The organism is Parasphingopyxis marina, from assembly GCF_014237875.1.
Classification (GTDB): domain Bacteria; phylum Pseudomonadota; class Alphaproteobacteria; order Sphingomonadales; family Sphingomonadaceae; genus Parasphingopyxis; species Parasphingopyxis marina.
In genome coordinates, this window is sequence record NZ_JACJVJ010000003.1 from 182,217 (window position 1) to 205,632 (window position 23,416).

The 23,416-nt window shown below is 63.2% G+C and carries 27 protein-coding genes; 10 read left to right on the plus strand and 17 right to left on the minus strand.

Annotated features, from left to right (window positions below):
* Positions 1-58: 58 nt before the first annotated feature.
* Genes H6P80_RS15410 through H6P80_RS15425 form a run of 4 tightly spaced genes read right to left on the minus strand, consistent with a single transcriptional unit; the run spans position 59 to position 2,395 of the window.
* On the minus strand, positions 59-958 hold the full coding sequence (locus H6P80_RS15410; RefSeq protein ID WP_185802305.1) for a pirin family protein: 900 nt from the start codon (positions 956-958) through the stop codon (positions 59-61).
* Positions 955-1,404, minus strand: a complete 450-nt coding sequence (locus tag H6P80_RS15415; protein WP_185802306.1) for an NUDIX hydrolase — start codon at positions 1,402-1,404, stop codon at positions 955-957. Before H6P80_RS15415 ends, H6P80_RS15410 begins: the two co-directional genes overlap by 4 nt.
* Complete coding sequence (locus H6P80_RS15420; protein ID WP_185802307.1) at positions 1,401-2,105, minus strand: glutathione S-transferase; 705 nt, start codon at positions 2,103-2,105, stop codon at positions 1,401-1,403. The genes H6P80_RS15415 and H6P80_RS15420 overlap by 4 nt, the downstream gene beginning before the upstream one ends.
* Entirely contained in the window at positions 2,102-2,395 is a 294-nt protein-coding gene (locus H6P80_RS15425) for a BolA family protein (RefSeq protein WP_185802308.1), read from the minus strand. The genes H6P80_RS15420 and H6P80_RS15425 overlap by 4 nt, the downstream gene beginning before the upstream one ends.
* Positions 2,396-2,432: 37 nt before the next feature.
* On the opposite strand from H6P80_RS15425, the gene H6P80_RS15430 reads away from it, so the two are divergent.
* From H6P80_RS15430 to cobT, 3 genes are read left to right on the plus strand one after another with little or no spacing between them, the layout of a single operon-like run.
* On the plus strand, positions 2,433-3,026 hold the full coding sequence (locus tag H6P80_RS15430) for a J domain-containing protein (protein ID WP_185802309.1): 594 nt from the start codon (positions 2,433-2,435) through the stop codon (positions 3,024-3,026).
* A 33-nt stretch (positions 3,027-3,059) separates the two neighbouring features.
* A complete protein-coding gene (gene cobS / locus H6P80_RS15435) occupies positions 3,060-4,067 on the plus strand; it encodes a cobaltochelatase subunit CobS (RefSeq protein ID WP_185802310.1) in 1,008 nt (335 codons plus the stop codon).
* 57 nt (positions 4,068-4,124) lie between these two features.
* Positions 4,125-5,960 (plus strand): cobaltochelatase subunit CobT, encoded by a 1,836-nt coding sequence (gene cobT, locus H6P80_RS15440; RefSeq protein ID WP_185802311.1) that lies wholly within the window; start codon positions 4,125-4,127, stop codon positions 5,958-5,960.
* Positions 5,961-6,125: 165 nt separating this feature from the next.
* On the opposite strand, the gene H6P80_RS15445 is transcribed toward cobT, so the two are convergent.
* Entirely contained in the window at positions 6,126-6,551 is a 426-nt protein-coding gene (locus tag H6P80_RS15445; protein WP_185802312.1) for a glycine zipper 2TM domain-containing protein, read from the minus strand.
* Positions 6,552-6,736: 185 nt separating this feature from the next.
* Here H6P80_RS15445 and H6P80_RS15450 point away from each other — a divergent pair, with 185 nt between their 5' ends.
* A complete protein-coding gene (locus H6P80_RS15450; RefSeq protein ID WP_185802313.1) occupies positions 6,737-7,729 on the plus strand; it encodes an esterase-like activity of phytase family protein in 993 nt (330 codons plus the stop codon).
* 10 nt (positions 7,730-7,739) lie between these two features.
* On the opposite strand, the gene rpmB is transcribed toward H6P80_RS15450, so the two are convergent.
* Positions 7,740-8,030 (minus strand): 50S ribosomal protein L28, encoded by a 291-nt coding sequence (gene rpmB, locus H6P80_RS15455; protein WP_185802504.1) that lies wholly within the window; start codon positions 8,028-8,030, stop codon positions 7,740-7,742.
* A gap of 151 nt (positions 8,031-8,181) precedes the next feature.
* Here rpmB and H6P80_RS15460 point away from each other — a divergent pair, with 151 nt between their 5' ends.
* Together H6P80_RS15460 and H6P80_RS15465 are read left to right on the plus strand one after the other, a co-directional pair.
* Positions 8,182-8,466, plus strand: coding sequence for a hypothetical protein (locus H6P80_RS15460; RefSeq protein ID WP_185802314.1), 285 nt, complete (start codon positions 8,182-8,184; stop codon positions 8,464-8,466).
* A 53-nt stretch (positions 8,467-8,519) separates the two neighbouring features.
* Entirely contained in the window at positions 8,520-8,975 is a 456-nt protein-coding gene (locus H6P80_RS15465; protein ID WP_185802315.1) for a nucleoside deaminase, read from the plus strand.
* 16 nt (positions 8,976-8,991) lie between these two features.
* Here the strand turns inward: H6P80_RS15465 and H6P80_RS15470 are convergent, their stop codons facing one another.
* Complete coding sequence (locus H6P80_RS15470) at positions 8,992-9,684, minus strand: OmpA family protein (protein ID WP_185802316.1); 693 nt, start codon at positions 9,682-9,684, stop codon at positions 8,992-8,994.
* A gap of 140 nt (positions 9,685-9,824) precedes the next feature.
* On the opposite strand from H6P80_RS15470, the gene H6P80_RS15475 reads away from it, so the two are divergent.
* Together H6P80_RS15475 and H6P80_RS15480 are read left to right on the plus strand one after the other, a co-directional pair.
* Positions 9,825-11,144, plus strand: a complete 1,320-nt coding sequence (locus H6P80_RS15475; RefSeq protein ID WP_185802317.1) for a hemolysin family protein — start codon at positions 9,825-9,827, stop codon at positions 11,142-11,144.
* 58 nt (positions 11,145-11,202) lie between these two features.
* Entirely contained in the window at positions 11,203-11,367 is a 165-nt protein-coding gene (locus H6P80_RS15480; protein WP_185802318.1) for a hypothetical protein, read from the plus strand.
* 15 nt (positions 11,368-11,382) lie between these two features.
* Here H6P80_RS15480 and rpoN read toward each other — a convergent pair whose 3' ends face one another.
* From rpoN to H6P80_RS15510, 6 genes are all read right to left on the minus strand, one after another.
* Positions 11,383-12,885, minus strand: a complete 1,503-nt coding sequence (gene rpoN / locus H6P80_RS15485) for an RNA polymerase factor sigma-54 (protein WP_185802319.1) — start codon at positions 12,883-12,885, stop codon at positions 11,383-11,385.
* 9 nt (positions 12,886-12,894) lie between these two features.
* The gene (lptB, locus tag H6P80_RS15490) at positions 12,895-13,674 is read right to left on the minus strand and encodes an LPS export ABC transporter ATP-binding protein (RefSeq protein ID WP_185802320.1); all 780 of its coding nucleotides are present in this window, start codon (positions 13,672-13,674) and stop codon (positions 12,895-12,897) included.
* A gap of 99 nt (positions 13,675-13,773) precedes the next feature.
* Entirely contained in the window at positions 13,774-14,322 is a 549-nt protein-coding gene (locus H6P80_RS15495; RefSeq protein ID WP_185802321.1) for an LptA/OstA family protein, read from the minus strand.
* Positions 14,323-14,327: 5 nt separating this feature from the next.
* On the minus strand, positions 14,328-14,966 hold the full coding sequence (gene lptC, locus H6P80_RS15500) for an LPS export ABC transporter periplasmic protein LptC (protein WP_185802322.1): 639 nt from the start codon (positions 14,964-14,966) through the stop codon (positions 14,328-14,330).
* A gap of 24 nt (positions 14,967-14,990) precedes the next feature.
* Entirely contained in the window at positions 14,991-15,608 is a 618-nt protein-coding gene (locus H6P80_RS15505) for a ribonuclease D (protein WP_185802323.1), read from the minus strand.
* A 32-nt stretch (positions 15,609-15,640) separates the two neighbouring features.
* Entirely contained in the window at positions 15,641-16,459 is an 819-nt protein-coding gene (locus H6P80_RS15510; RefSeq protein ID WP_185802324.1) for a TerC family protein, read from the minus strand.
* Between the two features lie 74 nt (positions 16,460-16,533).
* Between H6P80_RS15510 and H6P80_RS15515 the strand changes: the two genes are divergently transcribed.
* Entirely contained in the window at positions 16,534-17,040 is a 507-nt protein-coding gene (locus H6P80_RS15515) for a hypothetical protein (RefSeq protein ID WP_185802325.1), read from the plus strand.
* A 146-nt stretch (positions 17,041-17,186) separates the two neighbouring features.
* Positions 17,187-17,870: a cold-shock protein gene (locus tag H6P80_RS16770; RefSeq protein ID WP_185802326.1), complete on the plus strand. Its 684-nt coding sequence runs from the start codon at positions 17,187-17,189 to the stop codon at positions 17,868-17,870.
* 106 nt (positions 17,871-17,976) lie between these two features.
* Here the strand turns inward: H6P80_RS16770 and H6P80_RS15525 are convergent, their stop codons facing one another.
* The 4 genes from H6P80_RS15525 to H6P80_RS15540 form a co-directional block, all read right to left on the minus strand.
* Complete coding sequence (locus tag H6P80_RS15525; RefSeq protein ID WP_185802327.1) at positions 17,977-21,339, minus strand: autotransporter domain-containing protein; 3,363 nt, start codon at positions 21,337-21,339, stop codon at positions 17,977-17,979.
* Between the two features lie 282 nt (positions 21,340-21,621).
* Complete coding sequence (locus tag H6P80_RS15530) at positions 21,622-22,428, minus strand: PPC domain-containing protein (protein WP_185802328.1); 807 nt, start codon at positions 22,426-22,428, stop codon at positions 21,622-21,624.
* Between the two features lie 128 nt (positions 22,429-22,556).
* Positions 22,557-23,057 carry a DUF6265 family protein gene (locus H6P80_RS15535; RefSeq protein WP_185802329.1) on the minus strand — a complete coding sequence of 167 codons (501 nt, stop codon included), beginning with the start codon at positions 23,055-23,057 and terminating at the stop codon, positions 22,557-22,559.
* 136 nt (positions 23,058-23,193) lie between these two features.
* Positions 23,194-23,364: a DUF1328 family protein gene (locus H6P80_RS15540; RefSeq protein WP_185802330.1), complete on the minus strand. Its 171-nt coding sequence runs from the start codon at positions 23,362-23,364 to the stop codon at positions 23,194-23,196.
* Positions 23,365-23,416: the final 52 nt, after the last annotated feature.

The window sequence follows — 23,416 nt, forward strand, 5'->3', positions numbered from 1 at the left end:
CTCCGAATCGCTATTGGTTTTTCTTTGCAACCTAGCGCCGGAGCCGACGCGCACAAGCTTAAGGGTAGCTCACCGTCTTGGGCCTGCCGGCGGGGAAGGGAATGCGCTCGTCATGGTCGGTCGGGATGATCGGAAAGCGTTCTTCCTTCCAGTCGGCGATCGCCTGGTCGATCCGTTCGGGCCGCGAGGAGACGAAATTCCAGTAGACATGGCGGGGGGAGGCGAAGGCCTCGCCGCCGCATAGCATGATTTGCGCGCCATTTTCGCTGCGCACGGTCGTCGCCTGGCCGGGGCGCAACACCGCCAGCGTTTCGGGCGTCAGCGCCTCGCCGTCGAGGCTGGCCTCGCCTTCGAGCAGGTAGAGCGCGCGCTCGTCGGCCTCGGCATCGATCGGGATGCTGCCGCCCGGCGACAGGTGGATATCGGCGTAGATCGTTCCGGCATAGGTGGTGACCGGCGCAGTCTGGCCCCAAAGGCTGCCCATGATGATCCGCGCTTCGGCGCCCGCGCCGCTGCAGATCGGGAGATCGGCCTTGGGCACATGTTCGAAGGCGGGGTCCATCTCTTCGGCCGCTTCGGGCAGCGCAAGCCAGGTTTGCACGGCGTAGATGTCCGATCCGCCGGGCCGGTCTTCCGGCGGCGTGCGCTCGGAATGGACGATGCCCTTGCCCGCGGTCATCAGGTTCACCGCGCCCGGCTCGATCACCTGCACGGTGCCGAGCGAATCGCGATGTTCGAAGCGGCCCTTCAGCATATAGGTGACGGTGGCGAGGTTGATATGGGGGTGGGGGCGGACGTCTATGCCGGTCCCCGCGTCGAGCGTCGCCGGGCCAGCCTGGTCGAAAAACACGAATGGGCCGACCATCGTCCGCTCGCGCGAAGGCAGCGAGCGATAGACTTTGAAGTCGCCGAGATTGTGGCCCACCGGGCGCAGCGTCTGGAGGATCGGGCCGGTCATTGCGTCGTCTCCCTGAGCATGTCGAGCAGAGCGGGCAAGTCGGCAGGATAATAATGTTCGGCCGTCGCCGCCAGTTCTTCGGCGTACCACCAGCGATGCTCGCGCATCACGTCGCGCTCCAGCGCGGTATGGCCGCTGGTGTCGATGCTCGGCGCCTCGACGCGAATCGCGAAATATCGCTCGACCGCGCGCACAGCGATGCCGTCGAAGGTGGTGAACTCCGACGTCCGGGAATCGATGCTTTCGCCCGGTTCCGCGAGGATGCCGGTTTCCTCGGCCAGCTCGCGCCGCGCCCCGTCTTCATAGCTTTCGCCGGGATCGAGCGCGCCGCCCGGCGTTGCCCAGAAGGGCGGCCGGTCTCCCGGCGTGAAGCGGAACAGCAGCAGGCGATTGTCCCGGTCGATCACCAGCAGCCGTGCCGCCTTGCGATCGGGGCGGCTGTTCATACCGCGTCGAGTTCGGGATAGTGGCGGAAGATGCCGTCGCCATAGGGCTGGCGCCGTCCGCTTTCGAAATAGGCCTGGAGAGCGGGGAGGGCGCGGACGCGGCCATGCAGCGCCATGACCTTGGGAACATTGACTGCCAGCGCCGTCATGCGCAGCGGGAAGGCGTAGAGCAGCCCGTCAACGAGCTGGAACAGCGAAAGATCGGCATGGCACCAGCTATCGCCGAGCAGCCATTCGCCATCGCTCCGCGCCAGCACCGCCTCGAAATGGCCGAGAAAGCGAGGCAGCCGCTCCGTGCGCAGGAAATGCGCGCGGCGTGCGGCCTCGTCCTTCTGGTCCTCATAATAAAGGCTGCCGGCGATCGGATGGTGGACCTCGTGAACCTCGTCGAGCGCGTCGAGGATCGTCAGCTGGTGCTGGAGCGCGCGGCTGCGCCCGGCTTCGCCCGGCGGCGCCAGGCCGTCATGGGCGCGGGCCAGCCAGTCGAGGATCGCCGCGGTCTGCGCGATCACGCTGTCTCCGGTATCGAGAAACGGCGGCGCGAGCGGCGGGCCCTCGGCCGCTTCCAGTGCCTCGAGGATCGCGTCCCTGCCGCCTTCGGCAGCGCCGTCGCGATAGGCAATGCCGCTTGCCTCCAGCGCCAGCCTGATAAACTCGCCGCGCCCGGGGATGCCCGGCCAGTACCAGAGCGTATAACTCACTCGGCGATCTCGCTGGGCGCGCGGGCGTTGATCGCGAGCGCATGGACGCGCGCTTCCATCAGATCGCCCAGCGCCTTGTTCACCGCGCGCTGGCGCTCCAGCCGGTTCATATCCTCGAACTGCAGGGCGACGATCTCCACGGTAAAGTGCGATTCGCCGCTGCCATCGTCGCCGGCATGGCCGCGATGCTGCGCGCTGTCGTTGATTACCCGCAAATGCGTCGGGCCGATGGCTTCGATCAGCCGTTTCTCTATTTCGGCCGCTACCGGCCCTTTCGAATCCTCTGTCATGCGTCCTATATAGGCTGATTGAACGGAAGGAGCACCCTTGGCCTCACGCCCGCATCATGATCGTTTTCACGGCCGCATCGACGGCAGTGAACGCGCATGCGACCATCCGGCCTGCGATGCACCCGGCGAATTCCGGGCACCGAGGACCGGGCACAAGCGCGGCGGGTTCGACGGGCCGGGCGAATATCACTGGCTGTGCCTCGATCATATCCGCGAATTCAACGCCGGCTATGATTATTTCGAAGGCATGAGCAGCGAGGAGCTTCACGAGGCGCAGCGCCCCTGGTCGGGCTGGGAGCGCGAGACGCGGGCCTTTTCGACCGCGGGCGCGAGCCCGACGCCGCGATGGGCCGATTATACAGATCCGCTGGACGCGATCGGCGCGCGCTTCCGCACCCGGGTTCGCGCGCCGCGCAAGGACGGCAGGCCGCTTACCGACCTCGACCGGAAAAATCTGCAGATATTGGGGCTGACGACCGATGCCGACCGCAGGACGCTACGGCGCCGCTATGCCGAGCTCGTCCGCCAATATCATCCGGACAGGAATGGCGGCGATCGCAGCCATGAGAAAATGTTGCAGCGCGTAATAGAGGCCTATACGCAGTTGAAAAGCGCTCGGGCCTTCGCCTGAGCGCCCAGAACAGCAAGACTTTCAGGAATTCCCATGGCGACGATATCCAACACCCAGCCCGATAGCCGCGGCGACACGATCATGGCCGAACCCGACAGGATGGTGAAGGTCCGCGAGGCCTTCGGCATCGATTCCGACATGGAAGTGCCGGCGTTCAGCGAGGCCGATGAACGCGTGCCGGATCGCGACGAAAGCTATGTCTTCGATCCCGATACGACGATCGCCATTGCGGCGGGCTTCGCCTTCAATCGCCGGGTGATGATCCAGGGCTATCACGGCACTGGCAAGTCCACCCATATCGAGCAGGTCGCCGCGCGCCTCAACTGGCCATGCATCCGCATCAACCTCGACTCGCATATCAGTCGGATCGATCTGATCGGCCGCGACGCGATCGTGCTGCGTGACGGGCAGCAGGTCACCGAGTTCCGCGAGGGCCTACTGCCCTGGGCGCTGCAGACGCCGACCGCGCTCGTGTTCGACGAATATGACGCCGGCCGGCCGGACGTGATGTTCGTGATCCAGCGCGTGCTGGAAACCGACGGCAAGCTCACCCTGCTCGATCAGAACCGCGTCATACGCCCGAATAAATGGTTCCGCCTGTTCGCGACCTCGAACACGATCGGGCTCGGCGATACGACCGGGCTTTATCACGGCACCCAGCAGATAAACCAGGGCCAGATGGATCGCTGGAACATCGTCGTGACGCTCAACTATCTGCCGGCCGCGACCGAGGCGAAGATCGTCCTTTCGAAGAATGACGAGTTTGACGACGAAACCGGCCACAAGACGGTCGAGGACATGGTCAAGGTTGCCGATCTCACCCGCCAGGGCTTCATGGCCGGCGATATCTCGACGGTGATGAGCCCGCGTACGGTGATCACCTGGGCGCAGAATACGACGATCTTCGGCGATATCGGTTTCGCCTTCCGGCTCTCTTTCCTCAACAAGTGCGACGAGGCCGAACGGCCGCTAGTGGCGGAATATTATCAGCGCGTGTTCGGGCAGGATTTGCCCGAAAGCGTGGTTGGTCAGGTTGAGTAGTGATCGGGAATAATCCTTTCTTCCCCTCGCCCTGTGAGGGGAGATGGGGGTTTTAAGGTGTCCGAGAAAAATCCCCTCGACGATTTGAAGGCGGCGCTCGCCGGCGCCGCCCGGGCGATGGCGCACGAGCCCGAGATCGAGCTCGCCTATACCGCCGATGCGCCGGTTTCCAGCGGCCGCCATATCAAGGTGCCGATGCCGGGGCGTGCGTTACCCGCCGACCAGGTGGCCGAGGCGCGGGGCTTCGCCGATGCTGCGGCTCTGATGATCCGCCACCATAATGACGCGCTCCACGATGCCGCCCGGCCGACCGAGGCGATCGCCCGCTCGGCCTATGATGCGGTCGAAAAGGCGCGGGTCGAGGCGCTCGGCGCGCGCCGCTATGCCGGGGTGAAGGACAATCTCGCCCACGCGCTGGATATGCGGTTGAAAGCCGATCCGATTTCCAAGGCCCGCAGCCGCGACGAAGTGCCGCTGGCTTCGGCGATCTCGCTGATGGTCCGCGAGCGGCTGACCGGCGATCCGGTCCCCGAGCGCGCCCGGGCCGGGGTCGACCTGGTTCGCGAATGGATCGAGGAAAAGGGCGGTGCCGATCTCGATGCACTCGAAATGCTGCTCGACAACCAGAAGGCATTCGGCGAACTGACGACGCAACTGCTTGAGGATCTCGAACTGATCGACGGCGATATGCAGCCTGACGATGCCGAGGAGCCCGGCGACGAGGAGGATGGCGACGACGATAATGACGGCGAGGACGAGGATGGCGACGAGGATCGTGAGGGCCAGGGCGACGCCGACGCCGAAAGCCGCGCCGAACAGTCGGACGACGAGACCGGCGAGGATGGCGACGGCGAATTCATGGACGATGACGAACTCGGCGACAGCGATGCCGAGCCCGGCGACGGCGATGACGGGATGCTCCCGGTACGCCCGAACCGTCCGTTCAGCGATCTGACGCCCGAATTCTCCTATCACGCCTTCACGACGAGCCATGACGAGATCATCGCCGCGACCGAACTGTGCGACGAGGAGGAGCTGACCCGGCTGCGCGCCTATCTCGACCAGCAGCTCGTCCATTTGCAGGGCGCGGTGACCAAGCTCGCCAACCGCCTCCAGCGCCGGCTGATGGCGCAGCAATTGCGCAGTTGGGATTTCGATCAGGAAGAAGGCACGCTGGATGCCGCGCGGCTTTCACGCGTGATCGTCAATCCGGCCCATTCGCTCTCCTACAAGATCGAACGCGATACCGAATTTCGCGATACCGTGGTTACCCTTCTCCTGGACAATTCGGGCTCGATGCGCGGGCGGCCGATCTCGATCGCCGCGATCTCGGCCGATATCCTCGCCCGCACCCTGGAGCGCGTCGGTGTGAAAACCGAGGTTCTCGGTTTCACCACGCGGGCCTGGAAGGGTGGGCAGGCGCGCGAGGCATGGCTTGCCGAAGGGCGTCCGGCCAATCCGGGACGGCTCAACGATCTGCGCCATATCGTTTACAAACAGGCCGACGAGCCCTGGCGCCGGGCGCGCAAGAATCTCGGCCTGATGATGCGCGAAGGACTGCTGAAAGAAAATATCGATGGCGAGGCGCTGCTTTGGGCGCATAATCGCCTGATCGCGCGGCCCGAGGAACGGCGCATATTGATGGTGATTTCGGACGGAGCACCGGTCGACGATTCGACGCTATCGGTCAACAGCGGCTCCTATCTCGAAAAACATCTACGGCAGGTAATCGCCTGGATCGAGGGGCGTTCGCCGGTCGAGCTTTCCGCCATTGGGATCGGCCATGACGTGACCCGCTATTATCAGCGTGCCGTGACGATCATGGATGCCGAACAACTGGGCGGGACGATGATCGAACAGCTTGCCAGCCTGTTCGACGAGCCGCCGAAATAGATCCCGGCAATCCAATCCACTTGAATGTTGGAAAATGTCTGGCCGATTGGCCGGAGCGGTTTCGCCGCGCCCGGGCCCCAATAATTCGGGGGCCGGCGCAGATACGCGCGCCGGCCCCCTCGTCCCCGCTAAGCCACCGGGGGACTAGTCACTGATGGGCGTCTGCTAGCAGTCGCGGTCGATCGCGCGGCCGGCCAGCGCACCGGCGATGCCGCCAATGATGGCACCGGCCGTGCCGTCGCCGCGGCCGCGCCGGCCTTCGCCGATTTCATGGCCGAGCAGCGCGCCGGCGATGCCGCCGATCACGGTACCACCATCGCCATCGTCGCGGCAGCGGCCCCTATAGTCGCGGCGATAGTCGCGGCGCGCATGGCGGCGATCGTAGCGGTCCTGATAGCCGCGGCCCTGGTAATAATCGCCGGGCCGATAGCGGCGGTCGCCGCGATAGCCGCGATTGTCATGACGGACTTGGTAATATCCGTCGTTATAGTGGCCGTCATTATAGCCATGGCCTGCCTGCGCGGCGGCCGGGACGAGCATCGTGCCCGCAAGGGCGGCGGATGCGGCAAGGGCGATTTTCTTCAGTGCCATCGTTCAAACTCCGTGTTCCAAAAAAGCCGTTTCAAAGTCGCGTGTCGGGCGCCCCTTTGGTTTCGGCTCCCTCTGACAGATGCCGCTATGGCAGGGCCTGGCAGAACCATGTCTGAACGGGGATGTTGCCTCGCGTTAATCTTCGCCTGTGCCGCGCCGCGACGGGGTGATAGGGCGGGCGCCTGATGCGCAGGATAGTCGCCGCCTTGCTGGTTCTCGCCCTAGCGGGCTCCACGGTCGTGCTGACGGGCCGGGGCAGCGGCGCGCCCGACGGGCCGTTCGCGATCCGCGCCGAGCCGGTGATGCTCGATGCCGCCGATCCGGCCCATGTCGCTGTCGGCAATCTCCGCTTCGTACGCGGCTGGACCCTGACCAGCGATGATCCCAATTTCGGCGGCCTTTCGGCGATAGCGCGAGACGGGGACGGGTTCGTCGCGGTCGGCGATGCTGGCGGCGTGTTCCGCTTCACTTTCGACGCGGCGGGTGCGATCCGCCGCGCGGAGATCGGCGCATTGCCCGCAGGGCCGCTACCCGAAGGCGGCGGCGCCGTTGAGAAGCGCGATCGCGATGCCGAGGCGATGGCTCTCGATCCGGCGAGCGGCCGGATCTGGGTGGGATTCGAGCGCGCCAACGGGATATGGCGCTACGATCGCGCCTTTGCCGGGTCGGACGCGCATCGCCGCCCGGCCGAAATGCGGCGCTGGCCGAGCAACGGCGGGCCGGAGGCGATGGTGCGGTTGCCGGACGGGCGTTTCCTTGTCTTTTCCGAAGCCGGGCGTGGCGCGCAGGGGGCGAACGCGGTGCTTTTGTTCGCTGGCGATCCGAGCGAAGAGGGGCCGGAGCCCGTGCAGCTCGGCTATCGTCCGCCCGGCGACCACCGGATCACCGACGCGGCGCTGCTGCCCGATGGCCGGCTGATGGTGCTCAACCGGGCGTTCAGCCTGGTGGACGGGGTATCGGTGATCGTTACTCTGGTCGATCTTGGCGGCGATCTCTCGCCGGGCCGGATTCTCGAGGGGCGGCAGATCGCGCGCATCGATCCGCCGCTGACGATCGACAATATGGAAGCGCTCGCCATTGGCGAGCGCGGGGGGCGGACCATCGTCTGGATGGCCTCGGACGACAATTTCAATCCCCTCCAGCGGACCTTGCTGCTGGAGTTCGAACTGCAAGACTAGATCGAAAAGACTAGGCGGCGGCCTTTTTGGCGGCCGTGATGTCCTTCTTAACCTTGCGCGCATTGGCGCTCAGCTTGTCGTCGGAGGTTTTCAGTAGCCAGTTGTCGAGGCCGCCGACATGTTCCACCGAACGCAGGCCGTTCGTCGAGACGCGGAACTTGAAGCTCCGGTCCAGCGATTCGGACATAAGGGTCACGTTCTGCAGATTCGGCAGAAACGTTTTCTTGGTCCTGTTATTGGCGTGGGAGACATTCATTCCCACCAGCCGGCCCTTGCCGGTCAGTTCGCAAATACGCGACATGGTTCTCGTCCTGAAATCTTCGGTTTCCCGGAAAGCGGCGCAGATAGCGCTGGTGGGCGCTTTCGTCAACCGCGAAGGGCGCATTGCGACGCGGATGCAACCCAATAGGCCGATCAATCGTTTGAGCCGCGTAACCAAAGGGAGAATCACTATGCGTGCGCTTTTGACGCTGCTCGTCCTGGCCGCGATCGTTATTGTCGTCCTTGTGATGACCGACGTCATCAATATCCGGCAGACCAATGACGGCAGAATGCCAGAAATCGCCGTCGATGAGGGCGAAATGCCCGAATTCGAGGTCGATACGGCCGATATCGACGTCGCCACCGAGCGCCGCTCGGTAGAAGTCGATGTGCCGACCGTGTCGGTTCGCGGCGCCGACGAGGTTGGCGAAGACCGGACAGACCGGCCGGAAATGGCAGAAGAAGAGGCGCAATAGGGCGCCGCGTTACAGCTTTCCCGGCGGGCGCTGCTGGTTTAGGAGCACCCGCCATGGCCTTTCCGCTTCCCCATCCCATGCGCCGCGCGCTCGAACTCGCCGAAATGGCGGCCCGGGCGGGCGAAGTGCCGGTCGGCGCAGTGATTACGCGCGGCGACGGGATAATCGCGGAGGCCGCCAATGCGATGCGTGCGAGCGGCGATCCGACCGATCATGCCGAAATGCGCGCGATCCGGCTGGCGAGCACGGCGCTCGGCACCGGCCGGCTCGACGGATGCGATCTGTGGGTGACACTGGAGCCTTGCGCGATGTGCGCCGGGGCGATTGCCCATGCGCGGCTTGAACGCCTCTATTATGGCACCGCAGACCCCAAGGGCGGCGCGGTCGCACATGGTCCGCACTTTTTCGGCCAGCCGACCTGCCATCACCGGCCCGAACTCTATTCGGGCATCGGTGAGGAACGAGCGGGGGCACTCCTCCGCGCCTTTTTCGAGGCGCGGAGGGATTAGGCGTTGACGCGGCGGCCTAGCCGCCGACCGCGTTCACATCCTGCTGGGTGATCGGGACGATCCGGATTTCGACACGCCGGTTCTGCTGCTTGCCTTCCGCGGTCGCGTTGCTGGCGATCGGCTGGCTTTCGCCGAAACCTTCGGTCGCAATCCGCGCACGCTGGACATTGCGGCTCACCAGATAGTCGGAAACCGAACTGGCCCGGCGCTGCGAGAGCGACAGGTTATAGGCATCCGATCCGTCCGAATCGGTATGGCCATAAATATCGATATAGGTTTCCGGATAGCTCGACAGCGTCTGTGCGATGTCGTTCAGCGTTTCGCGGAATTGCGGCCGAATCGAACTTGAATCGACGTCGAACTCGGCGACCGATCCCGGCATCTGCAGATAGAGATTGTCGCCGTCGCGAATCACTTCGGTGTCGGTGCCCGCCGTGGCGCGCTCCAGATCACGCTGTTGCCGGTCCATATAGGTGCCGATGGCCACACCTGCGACCGCGCCGAGGCCTGCGCCGACGATCCGTTCGGTGCGATCGTTACGGCCGCCGAGAAGGTCGCCCAGCAGATAACCACCAACGGCGCCGGCCACGCCGCCGATTGCGGCACGGGAAACGCGCTGATTCCCGGTTTCCGGGTTGGTAACGCAAGCGGTGGTTCCCAGCAGCGAAATCGCCGCCGTACCGGCAAGAATTGCGGATCTGACCCTCATTATTGTCTCCTCTGTTTGTCGTTTTTCACAAGCTAAACGGTTCAATCGTCGCGCTTGTTCCCGGTTGTGGGTGAACGCAAGCTGATCGGGAGGTTGTGGTCGCCCGCGAAAGCGGGCAAGGATCGGATACCGTTTCCGCCATGCCACCAGCGCTCGCTCCCTTTCCCTGGACGGATCTTTTCATCATCCTTGCGTTGGTGCTGCTCAATGGCGTCTTCGCGATGTCGGAACTCGCCATCGTATCGTCCCGCCGCGGGCGGCTTCAGGCGATGGCGAAAGATGGCAAGGCCGGCGCGCAGACGGCGATCGATCTAGCCTCCGAGCCCGGTCGCTTCCTCTCGACCGTCCAGATCGGCATCACGCTCATCGGCATTTTGGCGGGCGCCTATTCAGGTTCGAGCCTGGGCGGGCCGGTCGGCGACCGGCTGGTTCGTTTCGGCATCGAACCCGAACTTTCTCAAACCCTGGGTTTCGCGCTTGTCATTATCGTCACGACCTATGCGTCGCTAGTCGTCGGCGAATTGGTGCCCAAGCAGTTCGCGCTTCGCAATCCCGAGCGGATCGCGGTGCTGGTCGCGATACCGATGCGCTGGCTGGCGGTGGCGACGGCGCCTTTGGTCTGGCTGCTCGACAAGACGAGCGCCCTGATCTTCCGCCTGCTCCGCATGAGCCGCGAATCGCAATCGCGCGTGACCGCGGAGGAACTGCATATTCTGGTCAGCGAAGCGACCCGATCCGGCGTGATCGAGGAAAGCGAGCGCGCGATCATCTCCGGCGTGGTGCGGCTTGCCGATCGGCCGGTGCGCGAAGTGATGACGCCGCGGACCGAGGTCGATTGGGTGGAAGCCTCGGCGAGCCCGAACGAAATTCGCGAGAAACTGCTCGAATCGCCGCACACCCGCCTGCCGGTCGCCGAAGAGTCGATCGACAATATCATCGGCGTCGTCCAGGCGCGCGACATCGTATCCGCGCTGTTCGAGGGGCGTTCGCTGGACCTGACGACGCTGATGCGCGAGGCGCCTGTCATACCCGACCAGCTCGATGCGATGGACGCGCTCGAGGCACTCCGCGAATCGGATGTGCCGATGGCGCTGGTTCATGACGAATATGGGCATTTCGAGGGGATCATGACGCCGCTCGACCTGTTGATCGCCGTGGCTGGCGAGTTCGTGTCCGATCAAGACGAGGGCACCGATCCGGCCTTTGTCCAGCGCGAAGATGGCAGCTGGCTTTTCTCCGGATCCCATTCGGCCGATAATATGGCGGAAAAGCTGGGTTTCGACCTGTCCGACGATCGCGATTATGCGACCGTTGCCGGCTTCTCGCTGTCGGTGCTCAAGCATCTGCCGACGGTGGGCGAATATTTCGAGCAGGATGGCTGGCGTTTCGAGATCGTCGATATGGACGGCCGCAAGATCGACAAGCTGCTGGTAACGCGGCTCGAAGACGAGGAAGACTGAGCGGCCTTGCAAACGCCCGCTGCTGTCTTATATCTATAAGACACTAGGGAGATACGTCATGGGCCAATTGGTCAAGAATCTGCTTCTTCTCGTCGTCGCGCTCGTGCTGATCTGGGTGGCGATCAAATTCTTCGTGTCGATCGTGGCATTGTTGTTCTACGTCGCGGCGCTCGTCCTCATCGGCTATGTCGTTCTGCGACTCGTCAAGGGATCGAAGACCTAGCCCGCGCGGAACCTCCTAGGCGGCGCGGTTTTTGAGTTTGCGCTGCCGTCGCCGTTCGACCGAGGATCCGATCCCCATCGCTTCGCGATATTTGGCGACCGTGCGGCGTGCGATATCGAACCCCTTGTCTTTCAGCAGCGCGACGAGCTTGTCGTCGGAGAGGATCTTCTCCTCATTGTCGATCAGCGCGCGGATATGGCTCTTCACCGCTTCGGATGAAGCCTCCTCGCCATCTTCGCCGGCCTTGATTCCGCTCGTGAAGAAATATTTGAGTTCGAACACGCCGCGATCGCAGGACAGATATTTGTTGGAGGTCGCCCGGCTGACCGTTGATTCATGCATCTCGATCGCTTCGGCGATTTCGCGCAGGGTCAGCGGCTTGAGATGCGCCACGCCCTTGCGGAAGAATTCTTCCTGCCGCCTCACCAGCTCGCTCGCGACCTTGACGATCGTCCGGGCCCGTTGGTCGAGCGCGCGGACCAGCCAGTTGGCGTTCGACAGGCACTCGTTGAGCCAGGCACCGTCCTTGTCGCCATTCTTGCCGCCGCCATTGCCCGCCGATAGCTCGTTATAATAGCTGCGGTTGACGATCAGCCGGGGCAGGGTCGCGTTGTTGAGTTCGATCGCCCATCCGATCTTGCCCGGCGCGACGAAGATATCGGGGACGACCGCCTGCACGGCTTCGCCCCCGAAGCGGCAGCCGGGCTTGGGATCATAGTCGCGAAGCTCGGCGATCATGTCGGCCAGGTCCTCGTCGTCGACATTGCACAGCCGCTTCAGCCGCCCAAGCTCCCCGCGGGCGAGGAGATCAAGATTGTCGATCAGCCGCGCCATTGCGGGATCATAGCGGTCCGCCTCATGCGCTTGCAGGGCTAGGCATTCGGAAAGGTCGCGCGCGCCCACGCCGGTCGGCTCGAACGACTGGATGGCGAGCAGCACCTCCTCGATTTCGGCCATCGGTACGCCCAGCTGGTGCGAGAGGTGCAGCAGATCGGCGCGCAGATAGCCGGTTTCGTCGATCCGCTCGATCAACTGTCCGGCGATCATTTCGCGATGGCCCGAGAATATTGCTCCGGCCTGGGCGAAAAGGTGATCGTGGAGCGAGATATCGGCGGCGGCGAAGCTGTCGAAATCGGGGCCGTCCTCCCCCATAGACGAAGCAATGCCCGACAGGCCGAGCGATCCGTCAAGGCCACCGGCATCCGAGCCGCTATCGTCCGAAAGGGCGCTTTCTTCGATATCCAGCCGGGCTTCGTTCTCGCCCGCCCCGCCGCTGAGCAGGCTATCGGCGGTTTGCGGCCCGGGCGTGTCGGCAAAACCGTCCTCTTCGCTCGGCTGGGCCGGTTCGCGTTCTTCGTCGCGGGCGGCCTCGAGCAGCGGATTGCGTTCCAGCTCTTCGGCGATGAAGCCTTCGATTTCGAGATTGGACAATGCCAGCAGCTTGATCGCCTGCTGCAGTTGCGGCGTCATGACCAGAGACTGGCTCTGCCTTAGGTCGAGGCGCGGTCCTAGTGCCATACCGGCACCCTAGCGTTGGAAGCCTTCGCCGAGGTAAAGGCGTCTTACCTCGGGATTGGCGACGAGATCGTCGGGGGCACCGGAAAACAGCACTTTTCCGTCATAGATGATGCAGGCCTGATCGACGATGCCGAGCGTTTCGCGAACATTGTGATCGGTAATCAGCACGCCGATATTGCGGTTCTTGAGGTCGGCAACGAGTTCGCGAATATCGGATATAGAGATCGGATCGATGCCCGCGAACGGTTCGTCGAGCAACATGATCGAAGGGTTGGCCGCCAGCGCCCGGGCGATCTCGCAGCGCCGCCGTTCGCCGCCCGACAAAGACATTGCAGCGCTGTCGCGCAGATGCTCGATCGAGAATTCGTCGAGCAGCCGTTCCAGCCGTTCGGCGCGCGCATCGGCGTCTGGTTCGGACATTTCGAGCACGGCCGCGATATTCTGTTCGACGGTCATCCCGCGAAAGATCGACGTTTCCTGCGGCAGATAGCCGAGACCTAAGATCGCGCGGCGATACATGGGCAGGCCGGTAATATCCTCGCCATCGAGCATGATGCGCCCGGAATCCGGCCGCACAAGCCCCATTACCGAATAGAAGCAGGTCGTCTTGCCGGCGCCGTTCGGCCCGAGCAGGCCGAGGACCTGGCCCCGCCCGACATGCAGGGAGACGTCGGACAGCACCTGCTTCTTGTCATAGGATTTGGCGATCGACACGATCGACAGCCCCTCGGCTTCCGAATCGAGGCCGGGTTTCTGTTCAGCAGGTTCTACAAGTCGGACGTCGTTCATCGCTCACGGCTTTTGGCATTATTGATGCATGTTGGAAAGGATCGGCGCCCTTTCAATGCCCCTATGGCGCGGAATACCTAATGTTTTGGTTGGGGGTGTCTAATTGTTGCGCTGGGGCACGGTGAACCGGCCGGTGACGCGACCCGAGGCATTGCCCTGGGTGGTAATGCCGTCGCCGCCCTGCGAACGCCCGTCGATTACCGCCCGGCCGCTGTTGAGATCGATCACCAGCCGGCCGCCGCGGATGACATTGCCGCCCTGATTCAGTTCGACGCCGCCGATCAAGGTGATCAACCGGCGGTTGAGATCGTAAACGGCAAACTGGCCGCGCGCCGATTCGCTGGGACTCTGGATATGGACGCCGCCCGAAGCGTCGAGCCGCTGGACCTGCGGGCCGCTGCCCGCGATCCCGCCCGAATAGGCGACCGTAATGCGCGCCGCATCGAGCGAGAGATTGCCCTGCCGAACCTGCACATTGCCCGAGAAGATCGCACGGTCTGCGCGGTCCTGCACCTCGATCCTGTCTGCCGCGACATCCACGGGCGCATTGGAATCAAGGCTCTGCAGCGCTGACTGGCTGGAGGCCGGGACGGCGGCGAAAAGGCCGAGCGCAAAGCTGGTCGCGAAGGGAAGGAGGAAGCGTCGCATGGCGGCTATCTGCCTTGGCTCTGTTCGATGCGCAAGCGCGCACGGCCCTCAAGATAGATTGTGCGGGTCGGAATATCGACGCGCATGCGCTGCGCGCTGAACGCGCCGAGCGGGATACGGCCGGTGACGTCTCCGGCGCTGCGCATTTCGCGGTCGTGCAGGCTGACGAATACGTTGCTGGTGTCGAGCCGATAGCCGTCGGCCGCGCGGAAGGCGAGCGGACCGTTGATGCGCACGGCCTCCTCGTCGAGATTGTATCGGCCGCGGTTTGCCGTGATCGTCGCCGGGCCGTCTTCGAGCTGCAGTTGGGCGGCAAGCTCGGCAAGTTCGACAAACGGCGTCGTCGAGCTGCGCTGGACTGCCGATGCGGCACGCAGCTGGAAGGGGCGGCCCGTCGCGTCCGTACCGCTATAGCGCGCTGCCTCGACGCGTAGCCTTTCCCCGGCAATTTCGACATTGTCGCGCGAGAGCAGGAAGCTCAGCTCGTTGCTCTTCTGGAGGGGTGCCATTGCCAGAAATGCGGCGAGCACGCCCACCGCAGAGGGCAGCGCGATCTGCAGGAAACCGACGACGCGGTCATGCCTGCCGCCGGGCGTCGCCCAGGCCTGGCGTTCGCCGAGCTTCTTGCGGGCGGCTTCAGACATGGTTCTGCTTGGGCATGATGCGGATCAGATATGGGCGAAGATATCGATCTCGGGCCAGCCGGCGAGATCGAGCCGCGCGCGATGCGGCAGAAAATCGAAACAGGCCTGGGCGAGCTCCATGCGCCCCTCGCGCTCCAGCCGCGCGTCGAGTTCATCCTTCAGGCGATGGAGATACCGCACGTCCGAGGCCGCATAGTCGCGCTGCGCGTCGGAAAGTTCCGGGGCGCCCCAGTCCGATGATTGCTGCTGCTTGGAAATGTCGGTGTTCAGCAGCTCGCGGCAAAGCTCCTTCAGGCCGTGCCGATCGGTATAGGTGCGCACGAGCCGTGAAGCGGTTTTCGTGCAATAGGCGGGGGCCGCGGTCACGCCGAGATAATGCTCGATCGCCGCAAGGTCGAACCGCGCGAAGTGATACAGTTTCAGCCGGCTTTCGTCGGCGAGCACCGCCTTCAGATTGGGCGCGGCATAGTCGCTACCTGGCGAAAAGCGCACGAGATGTTCGTCGCCGCTGCCGTCGGATAGCTGGACGACGCAAAGCCGGTCGCGGGGCGTGATAAGCCCCATGGTTTCGGTATCGACGGCGATCGAGCCGCAGGTGAGCACGCCCTCGGCCAAGTCTTCTTCGTGAAAATGAACTGTCATGCCCCGGCACATAGGCGCATTGCGCCGGGCGCTCAATGGTTGGCGGTCTGGCTTTCCTCGCCGGTCGCGAGCGCCGCGCGCTTCTGCCGGGCGCGGCGCGCAAGGATGTTGAGCGTCTCGACCCCGGCCGAGAAAGCCATCGCCATGTAGATATAGCCCTTGGGCACATGGACACCGAATCCGTCCGCAATCAGCACCGCGCCAATCATCAGCAGGAAGCCGAGAGCCAGCATCACCACGGTCGGATTGCGATCGATGAAGTTCGCCAGTGGGTCGGCCGCGAGCAGCATGACCCCGATCGCCACGATAACAGCGACGATCATGATCGGCAGTGCGTCGGTCATGCCGACGGCGGTCAGGATCGAATCGACGGAAAAGACCATGTCCAGAAGCAAAATCTGTACGATGACGGCCGTGAACGTCATCGTCGCCTTGCCCTTCTTGTCGAGCATGGTTCCGGAGGGTTCGGTGTCCATCGCATGATGGATTTCCTTGGTCGCTTTCCACAGCAGGAAGAGCCCGCCAGCGATCAGTATGAGGTCGCGGAACGAAAATGCGGTCTCGAAGCTGGGTGCGCCATGGGTATCCAAAGGCCCTGCCCACCCCAGATCGAAGATCGGCTGCGTCGCCTGGACGATCCAGGCAATCATGGAAAGCAGGGCGAGGCGCAATATGAGCGCCAGGGAAATACCGATCCTTCGTGCGCGCTGGCGTTGATTTTCAGGCAGCTTGTTTGAGAGAATCGAGATGAAAATCAGATTGTCGATGCCGAGTACGACCTCGAGCACGATCAGTGAGAAGAGGGCGGCGAGGTTGCCGGGGTCGGTGAAGATCGCAAGCAGGCTTTCCATGGCCGTTTCATTGCCTTTACGCCGGTCCCGGTGCAAGCTTCTTGCTAGGAATAACGGTGATCGAAGGGGGCGAAATGGGCGACGACGACAAGCTGGAAGTGAATGCGCCCAACACCGAAGAGCCGCCGCGCGAGACCGTGCGCCCCCGTGGCCGTTACGAATATGACGATCGTCGCGGCGGTGCGCAGTCCGATGCCGCCCGCGATGCGGGGCGCGAAAGTGCTTACCGGCCGTCGCCTTCAGGCGACACTAGCAAGCCGATCATCGTCGCCGCTCTCTATATCTCGAGCTTCCTCGTCGGGCTGACCGGGCTGGTCGCGTTCGTTCTGGCACTGATCTGGAAGTCCGAGCCGCACCAGGAATGGGAAAGTTCGCATTATGATTATCATGTCCTGACGTTCGTCGTCTGGCTGGTCGAAACGATGGTCGCGATTGCGCTCATTTTCACGATCATCGGCGCCTTGATCGGGATTCCGCTGCTGCTTGTCGCCTATGTTCAGGTGCTCGTGCGCGGTATCGTTTCGCTGTCCCGGGCGACCAATCGCGAGCCGATGCCGAACCCCGGGACATGGCTCGTTTGACGCCGCCGCTAAAATGCTCGCGAAAGCAGGGTTTTTCGTCTATATTGATTCGCGATACGAGAGATTCGTTTCGTGAGGTTGGCGCGCACCGCCCGGCGTGAACACTTCGAATGCAAGGGTGGGCGACTGGGAAGAATTGAAGACATATGAGTTTCGACAGGGACCGGCGAGGACGCCGGCGAGACAAGCGCGACAGCTTCGGCGACGAAAACTATCAAGGCTATAGCGAACCGAGCGGCTTCGGCGCGCCTCGGGAATCCGGGGGCTATGAAGACCGTGGCAGCGGAGGCGGCGGCGGTGGATATCGCGGCGGTGGCGGCGGTGGGGACCGGATGCCGGCGCAGATAGTTGGCGAAGGTAAGGGCATCGTCAAATTTTTCAATGCACAGAAGGGCTTCGGCTTCATCGTCCGCGACGATGGCGGCGAAGATGTCTTCGTGCATATCAGCGCCGTCGAACGCGCCGGGCTTACCGGTCTTGCCGAAGGCCAGCCGCTGAGCTTCAGCCTCGTCGATCGCAACGGCAAGGTTTCGGCCGCCGATATCACCATTGAAGGGGAGCCTTTGCCGCTTCCCGAGCGCGAAGAGCGTGGGCCCCAGCGGCAGCTGACCGGCGAAAAGGCGAGCGGTACCGTGAAGTTCTTCAATTCGATGAAGGGCTTCGGCTTCATCCAGCGCGATGACGGACAGCCGGACGCTTTCGTTCATATTAGCGCGGTCGAAAAGGCAGGCATGCCGACCCTCAACGAGGGCGACCGGCTCGATTTCGAACTCGAGGTCGATCGTCGCGGCAAGCATGCGGCGGTGAATCTCCAGCCCAAGCAGGACTGATCTTCCGCACGCCGGGCGGCCTTTAGGGCCATCGGCGATCGCGATAAAAAGGGCCCGGGAAGCGTAACGCCTCCCGGGCCCCTTTTTATTGGGCGTTACGCTTCCTTCAGAAGCGGAACGAAAGCTCCGCGACCGCCCGGTCGTCCCGCTGGTCGGAACGGGCGATGTCGGTTTCGAACGCGGTCGTCAGTGAAAGATTGCCGTGTTCGATGCTGATGCCGCCGCGCATTTCGGCCCAGGCCGTGTCGTAGCCGAGACCCGGCAGCACGATCGGCACGCCGGAGGCTTCGGCGAAGCGCACCGTCATGTTGCCGTCGCTCTGACCGAGTGCATGGACATAGTCGGCGGAAAGCTGGGGCCGTATCGTCCAGCTCCCGCCGATCGCCCGTTCGCCCTCGAAGGCAAAACCGACGCGGCCCTCGATTCGCTGTTCGCGGATGTCTTCCACGCGCAACGCGATTTCGGAGCCCGCTTCGTTGTAACCCTCCACTTCCGACCGCGTGTAACGGACCGCGGCCCGCGGGGTCAGCGTGAAGTCGCTGGCGATACCGATATTCATGCCGGCCTCGGCGCCCAGAGTATAATTCGATGCCTGGGTGCCGTTATCGAAACGTGCCGATTCGAAGCCGCCGCTGACATAGCGTTCGGTTTCGATATTGCTCACCGATGCCGAACCGACGCCTGCCACGTAGGCGCCGCCGCCAAGGCGGTAGGACGCATAGGCAAGTGCCTGATTCGTCCGGACGCGCGCCTGGGAGCCGGACAGGTTGGAGCGGCCGTTGATGAAGGCCGTCGCGCCGCCCAAAGTGAGCGAATCCGTCATTTCGACTTCCATGCCCATCGCCATATGCCAGTTGGCCTGGGCGTCGTTGCGGCTGCCAAAGCGGCTCGCGGTACGGCTGTTTTCATAGCCGCCCGAGATGAATCCGCTCATATTTTCCGGCAGAGTACCGAGCGTGCGGCCGTCCGATACAACGCGGCCCGTAAAGCTCCTCTGGCTTGCTGCGCCGTCCGAAATCGAAGCTTCGGTAGCGGCAAGGCGGAGCGTTTCGGGTGAGCCGACAACGTTGAACGTGCCGGTACGGTGCCGGCCGGTGCCGAGCATGGACAGGCGATCGGTGACGATACCCAACATCATGTCGTTCTGCATCGTTCCCATTTCCATCGCTTCGTTGACGATGGTCGGGGCGAGACCGGACAATGTTGCCGTCAGGGTGTCGGGATCCATCACGTCGATGGCGCCGTAAAGGCCGTAGAGCGAATTGTAGCTCGTCAGCCGCATCGTATCGAGCGCATCGGCGAAGGATGCCGCAGCGGGGGAGGACCGGCGAATGAAACCGCCGAGCCGGCCGGCACGGAGCGTCACCGTCACATCGTTGGGTCCGTAATCCAGTTCCGGCCGCAGCACGCCGACACGGCCCAGGACATGGTCGAACGTCCCGTCGACGCCGCCTTCTGCGGTGACGATCTGGAACGACTGGCCATGGCGCGGGGTTCGTCCGGGGCCGCGCGAAAAGACCGCGACGCCGCCGAGCGACGCGATGCCGCTATTGTCGGCATCGCCGGTCACGGCCAGCAGGTCGTTATCGTCCCGCGACAGGTCGAACGCCGTGATGGCACCGGACGTCAGGATCAGATCGCCCTGCACCGTCAGCGTGCCCGTCCTGTTGCCGTCCGGCGTGATCGCGCCGAGCATGACCGTCAGATAGGTCGGATCGATGGTGCCGCGTCCGGTCAGATGTCCGGCGACGATCAGGGCTTCGCCCGTATGAAGCGTGCCATTGACGATCGTCCGTCCGCCGAACTGCGTATAGTCCGACACGACCGTGAGGTCGGCGCCGGGCCGGATGTTGAGCCGCGCCAGGCCGGCAACCGTCAGCCGGTCGACCTCGACCGTCGAGCGCAGGGTCGTCTGGCCGGGGGCGGAGAGGGTAACGTCGAAATAGCGCGCCCGGAGCCCGGTTTGCGGATCGGGATCGATATTGTCCGGTACGAAACCGGTCGCGCCGGGCAAGCCGTTCTCGATGGTTGCCGTCGGCAAGCCGCTCGAAGGGCCGGCCACGGACGGCGCCGATACCGCCGCCGCCGGATCAAGCGATCCGCCGGCCGCCTGGTTGGCAACCGTTCCGGGCAGGGTCACGGCTTCCGGCATCGCGATATTGCCCGTCCCGATGCCCGAGGCGACGGCGTCGCCTATATCGCGCGAGGGCGGGGTGAATTCGCCCGTGGCCAGGTCGAAACATTCATCGCCAGGATCGCTGCCTACGGGATCGAAGCAGACCTCGCCGAAATCGGGAGTGCCGCCGTCGACGCCGCCGCCGGGTGCATCCGGCGTACCGACCACGACATCGCCGTTCGCATCGATGATCCGATAGGCCGGATCCTGGAGCGAAACCCAGTGATTGGGATTTTCCCAGCGACCGCTGCCGTTCTTGGCGCTCACATAGCGGTACGGATTCACCTCGGCGATATAGTCCCAGAACAGATAGAGCGGCTGGTAAAAGCTCTCGGTGCCGTAGCTCGAAAAGACCTGAGGCCCGAAGAAGCGGCTGCCGCCCGAAAGGACGCCGAGTACCAGATCCTCCGAAGAAAGCGTGTTGTTTGCGGCGTCGAGGATCAGCGGTCCGCCGGAATCGCCCCCCGCGGTCGTCCCTTCGCGTTCGAGCGGTTCATCCCGGTAGAGGTTGAAGTCGAACTCGTTGGCGCCGTTCGGGTCGTCGAAATCGAGACGATAGAGGCTTTGCGGCAGATCGCCGAAGGGTTCGCCGAACAGGAAGGTGTTGCGCTCGTCGAACGAGGTCAACGCGCCGATCATATTCTCGGCAGCGCGACGGCGCCAGTCGATGCCCTGTATGTCGCCCGGGGTGCCGTTGCCCGAACGGCCATAGCCGGTGATGTTGACGTGATAGCCCGTACCCGTGACCGGATCGATCGAGTCGGGAACCGGGAGGGCCGAAAAAAGCAGCGCCCAGGTGGGGATGTCGGCCGCCGGCGTACTCAGGCTCGCGACGGCGATATCGCCCTCAAGAAAGCCGAACGCTTCGGGATCGACGAGCGAATCCGGATTATAGAGGATCTGGTTGATATTGTAGACGAACAGCTCGGGGTTGCTGGCAAAGCTGTTGGCAAGCCAGTCTTGGAAGCCGGGAAGCGCGTTCACGGCGAACGAAAAGGCGGATTGGATTGTGCCATTCGTATCATAATCGCTTTCCGGCCGGTCGTTCACGCAGTGCGCGGCGAACAGCACGGTGCGCGGATTGATCAGCGTGCCGGTGCAGACGAAGCCGTCATTGCGGTAAAACATGCCGACACCGTTCACGCCGCCGTCATTGTCGACGACGTCTTCGGGCGTGAAATTGTCGTTGGGCACGATTGCTTCGGCCGGCGCGGCAAGCGCCAGAGAAAGTGCGATCGCACCAGCGGCAGTGCCGGTGTTGAAAATGGAAGTGCGGATTTTTGTGTGCATCATGACTGACGAAGCCCCCTTGGTCAGATTTGCGGATGCAACAGGTATGACTCATCATGGGCAACGGACAAGATGAATCTTGTCTTAATGGCGCTATTTTATTGTTCGCAACACAAAGAAAATAAACACTAAATTTCACCAATGCCTTGGATTCCGGGCCTTAGCTGTGTTTACCCGGGTTAATAGCGGGGTCCCCGTTTGAGACAGAGCCGCGCAAATAAGAAGGGCCCCGGAGCGCAAATACTTCGCTCCGGGGCCCTGACGCGCAAGGCGTGCTCCGAGTCGCTATTCGACGGCGAGAGAATATTCGCCTGTCGCGCCGCCGCCGAGCGTCGTCGCCCGGATCGTCAGCGTGCCCGATTGGACGAAGGTGAGGGTCAGCCGGGAATCCAGACCCAGCGGGTCTTCGCCTTCACCCGCCAGTCCGTCATCATTGCTTTCAACGGCCGCGAAACCCAGCGGCGTCATCGCGCCGGCCTCGAGATAGGCGTCGAAATCGTCGGAGCGCAGGGTGACGGTGACGGTCTGTCCAGCGCGCCCACGCAGATTGTATAGCGCATAATGCCGGGTCGAAGCGCCATAGCTATCGTCCATATAAACGGGACTAGCGTCGGTCAGCGTGCCGCTCACCGTCTGCCCGAGGCGGATACGGCCGGGCGGCGGCGGCGGCGCGGGCGGCGCGACCTCGGACATCTCGATGCTGTAGCTGCCGGTCGCATTGGCACCGAATGTGCGCGCCCGGACAATATAGGTGCCGGTTTCGGGGAAGGTGAAGAGAAGCCGTGAGTTGAGGCCCTCGCCGCCATCGTCATCGACAGCGATCTGCTGGAATTCGCCATCGACCATCCGGCCGATCTCGATCAGCGTATCGAAATCTTCGGCCTGCATGGCGATGGCGATGCGCTGGCCGGCCTCGCCGGAAACCGAGTAGAGATCGAGATAATAGTCATTCTCGTACATCCGCGTGCTCTGGTTGGTCAGCTCCCCGGTCATGGGTTCGCCGGGCGTCAGCATATTTTGTGCCATGGTTGCCGGAGCGGCGAACAGCGCAAGCGCCGTCGCCATCGCAACGCGCGAAAGATGGGTGTTCATCGGAGATTCTCCCTGTGATTCGAAAGCCATGCGGCTTCCTTTCTCGCTTTCGCGACCCCGGGGATCTATCGACCAGCCGTTCTTTATGTGCGATGAACGGAGTGACGAAATGTTTTGCCTGAGAATCGCTAGTCGATGCGCGTGAAGGTAAACGTCTCGATCCGGGTTTCGCCGTTGCTGCTCAGTCGAAGATGGATATGCATCTCGTCGTCGCCGATCCGGCTATAGGTTATGCCCGAAAAATAGGCCGTATCGCCGTCGATCGCGACGAGCGGGAATTCGACGGCGGTCTCGGCGCTATTGTCTTCCCATCCCGAAAGATCTGCGTTGAAATGCTTGAGGCGAAGGACCAGCGATCCGTCTCGCGGCACGAATTGAAGCAACTCGTAGAACCTCAATTCCCCGTCGTTGCTCTGGTGAAAGATGCCGGCCATCTGCCCGTTAACCGGCGGTAGCCAGCTCTCGTGGCTTTCGCCGCCAAAGCCCGTGCCCTGCCAGCTTCCCGCGAGCCAGGCGATTTGATCGATACTGGCGGGCGGCGATTCTCCTTCTCCGAGCGAACGCACCTCCTGAGCGGCGACCGGTAGCGGCAGTAGCAAGAGCGATAGAATGGCGATCAGTCTGCGCATCACATCTTCCCCCGAAATTCCCATAGGCATTTCTGCCACGAACACCGGGGAACGCAAAATAAAAAGGGACTGGCTTTTCGGCCAGTCCCTTTCCGTGCGGCGAGGGTTGCAGCTCGCCGCAAATCAGCGGGGGCTGCTAAACGCGTCGCGCGCCGAGCAGATGCAGCACCAGGAACAGCAGGAATACGGCGATAGCGACGACGAACAGGATCTTGGCGATACCGACAAAGGCGCCGCCGATGCCGCCGAAGCCGAGCAGCGCGAGCACAAGCCCCACAACGAGGAATATAATGGCCCAACGTAACATGATGAATCTCCCTTTGTTATGATCCATCAACCGATGAAGCGCGTGGTCTGTT

Coding starts and splice junctions, on each gene's coding strand:
- H6P80_RS15505 (WP_185802323.1), bottom strand. CDS start 15,608: ATGACAGTTCATTTTCACGAAGAAGACTTGGCCGAGGGCGTGCTCACC.
- H6P80_RS15470 (WP_185802316.1), bottom strand. CDS start 9,684: ATGAGGGTCAGATCCGCAATTCTTGCCGGTACGGCGGCGATTTCGCTG.
- cobS (WP_185802310.1), top strand. CDS start 3,060: ATGGCGACGATATCCAACACCCAGCCCGATAGCCGCGGCGACACGATC.
- H6P80_RS15515 (WP_185802325.1), top strand. CDS start 16,534: ATGGGCGACGACGACAAGCTGGAAGTGAATGCGCCCAACACCGAAGAG.
- lptB (WP_185802320.1), bottom strand. CDS start 13,674: ATGAACGACGTCCGACTTGTAGAACCTGCTGAACAGAAACCCGGCCTC.
- H6P80_RS15530 (WP_185802328.1), bottom strand. CDS start 22,428: ATGAACACCCATCTTTCGCGCGTTGCGATGGCGACGGCGCTTGCGCTG.
- H6P80_RS15495 (WP_185802321.1), bottom strand. CDS start 14,322: ATGCGACGCTTCCTCCTTCCCTTCGCGACCAGCTTTGCGCTCGGCCTT.
- H6P80_RS15460 (WP_185802314.1), top strand. CDS start 8,182: ATGCGTGCGCTTTTGACGCTGCTCGTCCTGGCCGCGATCGTTATTGTC.
- H6P80_RS16770 (WP_185802326.1), top strand. CDS start 17,187: ATGAGTTTCGACAGGGACCGGCGAGGACGCCGGCGAGACAAGCGCGAC.
- H6P80_RS15425 (WP_185802308.1), bottom strand. CDS start 2,395: ATGACAGAGGATTCGAAAGGGCCGGTAGCGGCCGAAATAGAGAAACGG.
- H6P80_RS15410 (WP_185802305.1), bottom strand. CDS start 958: ATGACCGGCCCGATCCTCCAGACGCTGCGCCCGGTGGGCCACAATCTC.
- H6P80_RS15450 (WP_185802313.1), top strand. CDS start 6,737: ATGCGCAGGATAGTCGCCGCCTTGCTGGTTCTCGCCCTAGCGGGCTCC.
- H6P80_RS15510 (WP_185802324.1), bottom strand. CDS start 16,459: ATGGAAAGCCTGCTTGCGATCTTCACCGACCCCGGCAACCTCGCCGCC.
- rpoN (WP_185802319.1), bottom strand. CDS start 12,885: ATGGCACTAGGACCGCGCCTCGACCTAAGGCAGAGCCAGTCTCTGGTC.
- lptC (WP_185802322.1), bottom strand. CDS start 14,966: ATGTCTGAAGCCGCCCGCAAGAAGCTCGGCGAACGCCAGGCCTGGGCG.
- H6P80_RS15415 (WP_185802306.1), bottom strand. CDS start 1,404: ATGAACAGCCGCCCCGATCGCAAGGCGGCACGGCTGCTGGTGATCGAC.
- H6P80_RS15480 (WP_185802318.1), top strand. CDS start 11,203: ATGGGCCAATTGGTCAAGAATCTGCTTCTTCTCGTCGTCGCGCTCGTG.
- H6P80_RS15540 (WP_185802330.1), bottom strand. CDS start 23,364: ATGTTACGTTGGGCCATTATATTCCTCGTTGTGGGGCTTGTGCTCGCG.
- H6P80_RS15535 (WP_185802329.1), bottom strand. CDS start 23,057: ATGCGCAGACTGATCGCCATTCTATCGCTCTTGCTACTGCCGCTACCG.
- H6P80_RS15445 (WP_185802312.1), bottom strand. CDS start 6,551: ATGGCACTGAAGAAAATCGCCCTTGCCGCATCCGCCGCCCTTGCGGGC.
- H6P80_RS15465 (WP_185802315.1), top strand. CDS start 8,520: ATGGCCTTTCCGCTTCCCCATCCCATGCGCCGCGCGCTCGAACTCGCC.
- H6P80_RS15525 (WP_185802327.1), bottom strand. CDS start 21,339: ATGATGCACACAAAAATCCGCACTTCCATTTTCAACACCGGCACTGCC.
- rpmB (WP_185802504.1), bottom strand. CDS start 8,030: ATGTCGCGTATTTGCGAACTGACCGGCAAGGGCCGGCTGGTGGGAATG.
- H6P80_RS15475 (WP_185802317.1), top strand. CDS start 9,825: ATGCCACCAGCGCTCGCTCCCTTTCCCTGGACGGATCTTTTCATCATC.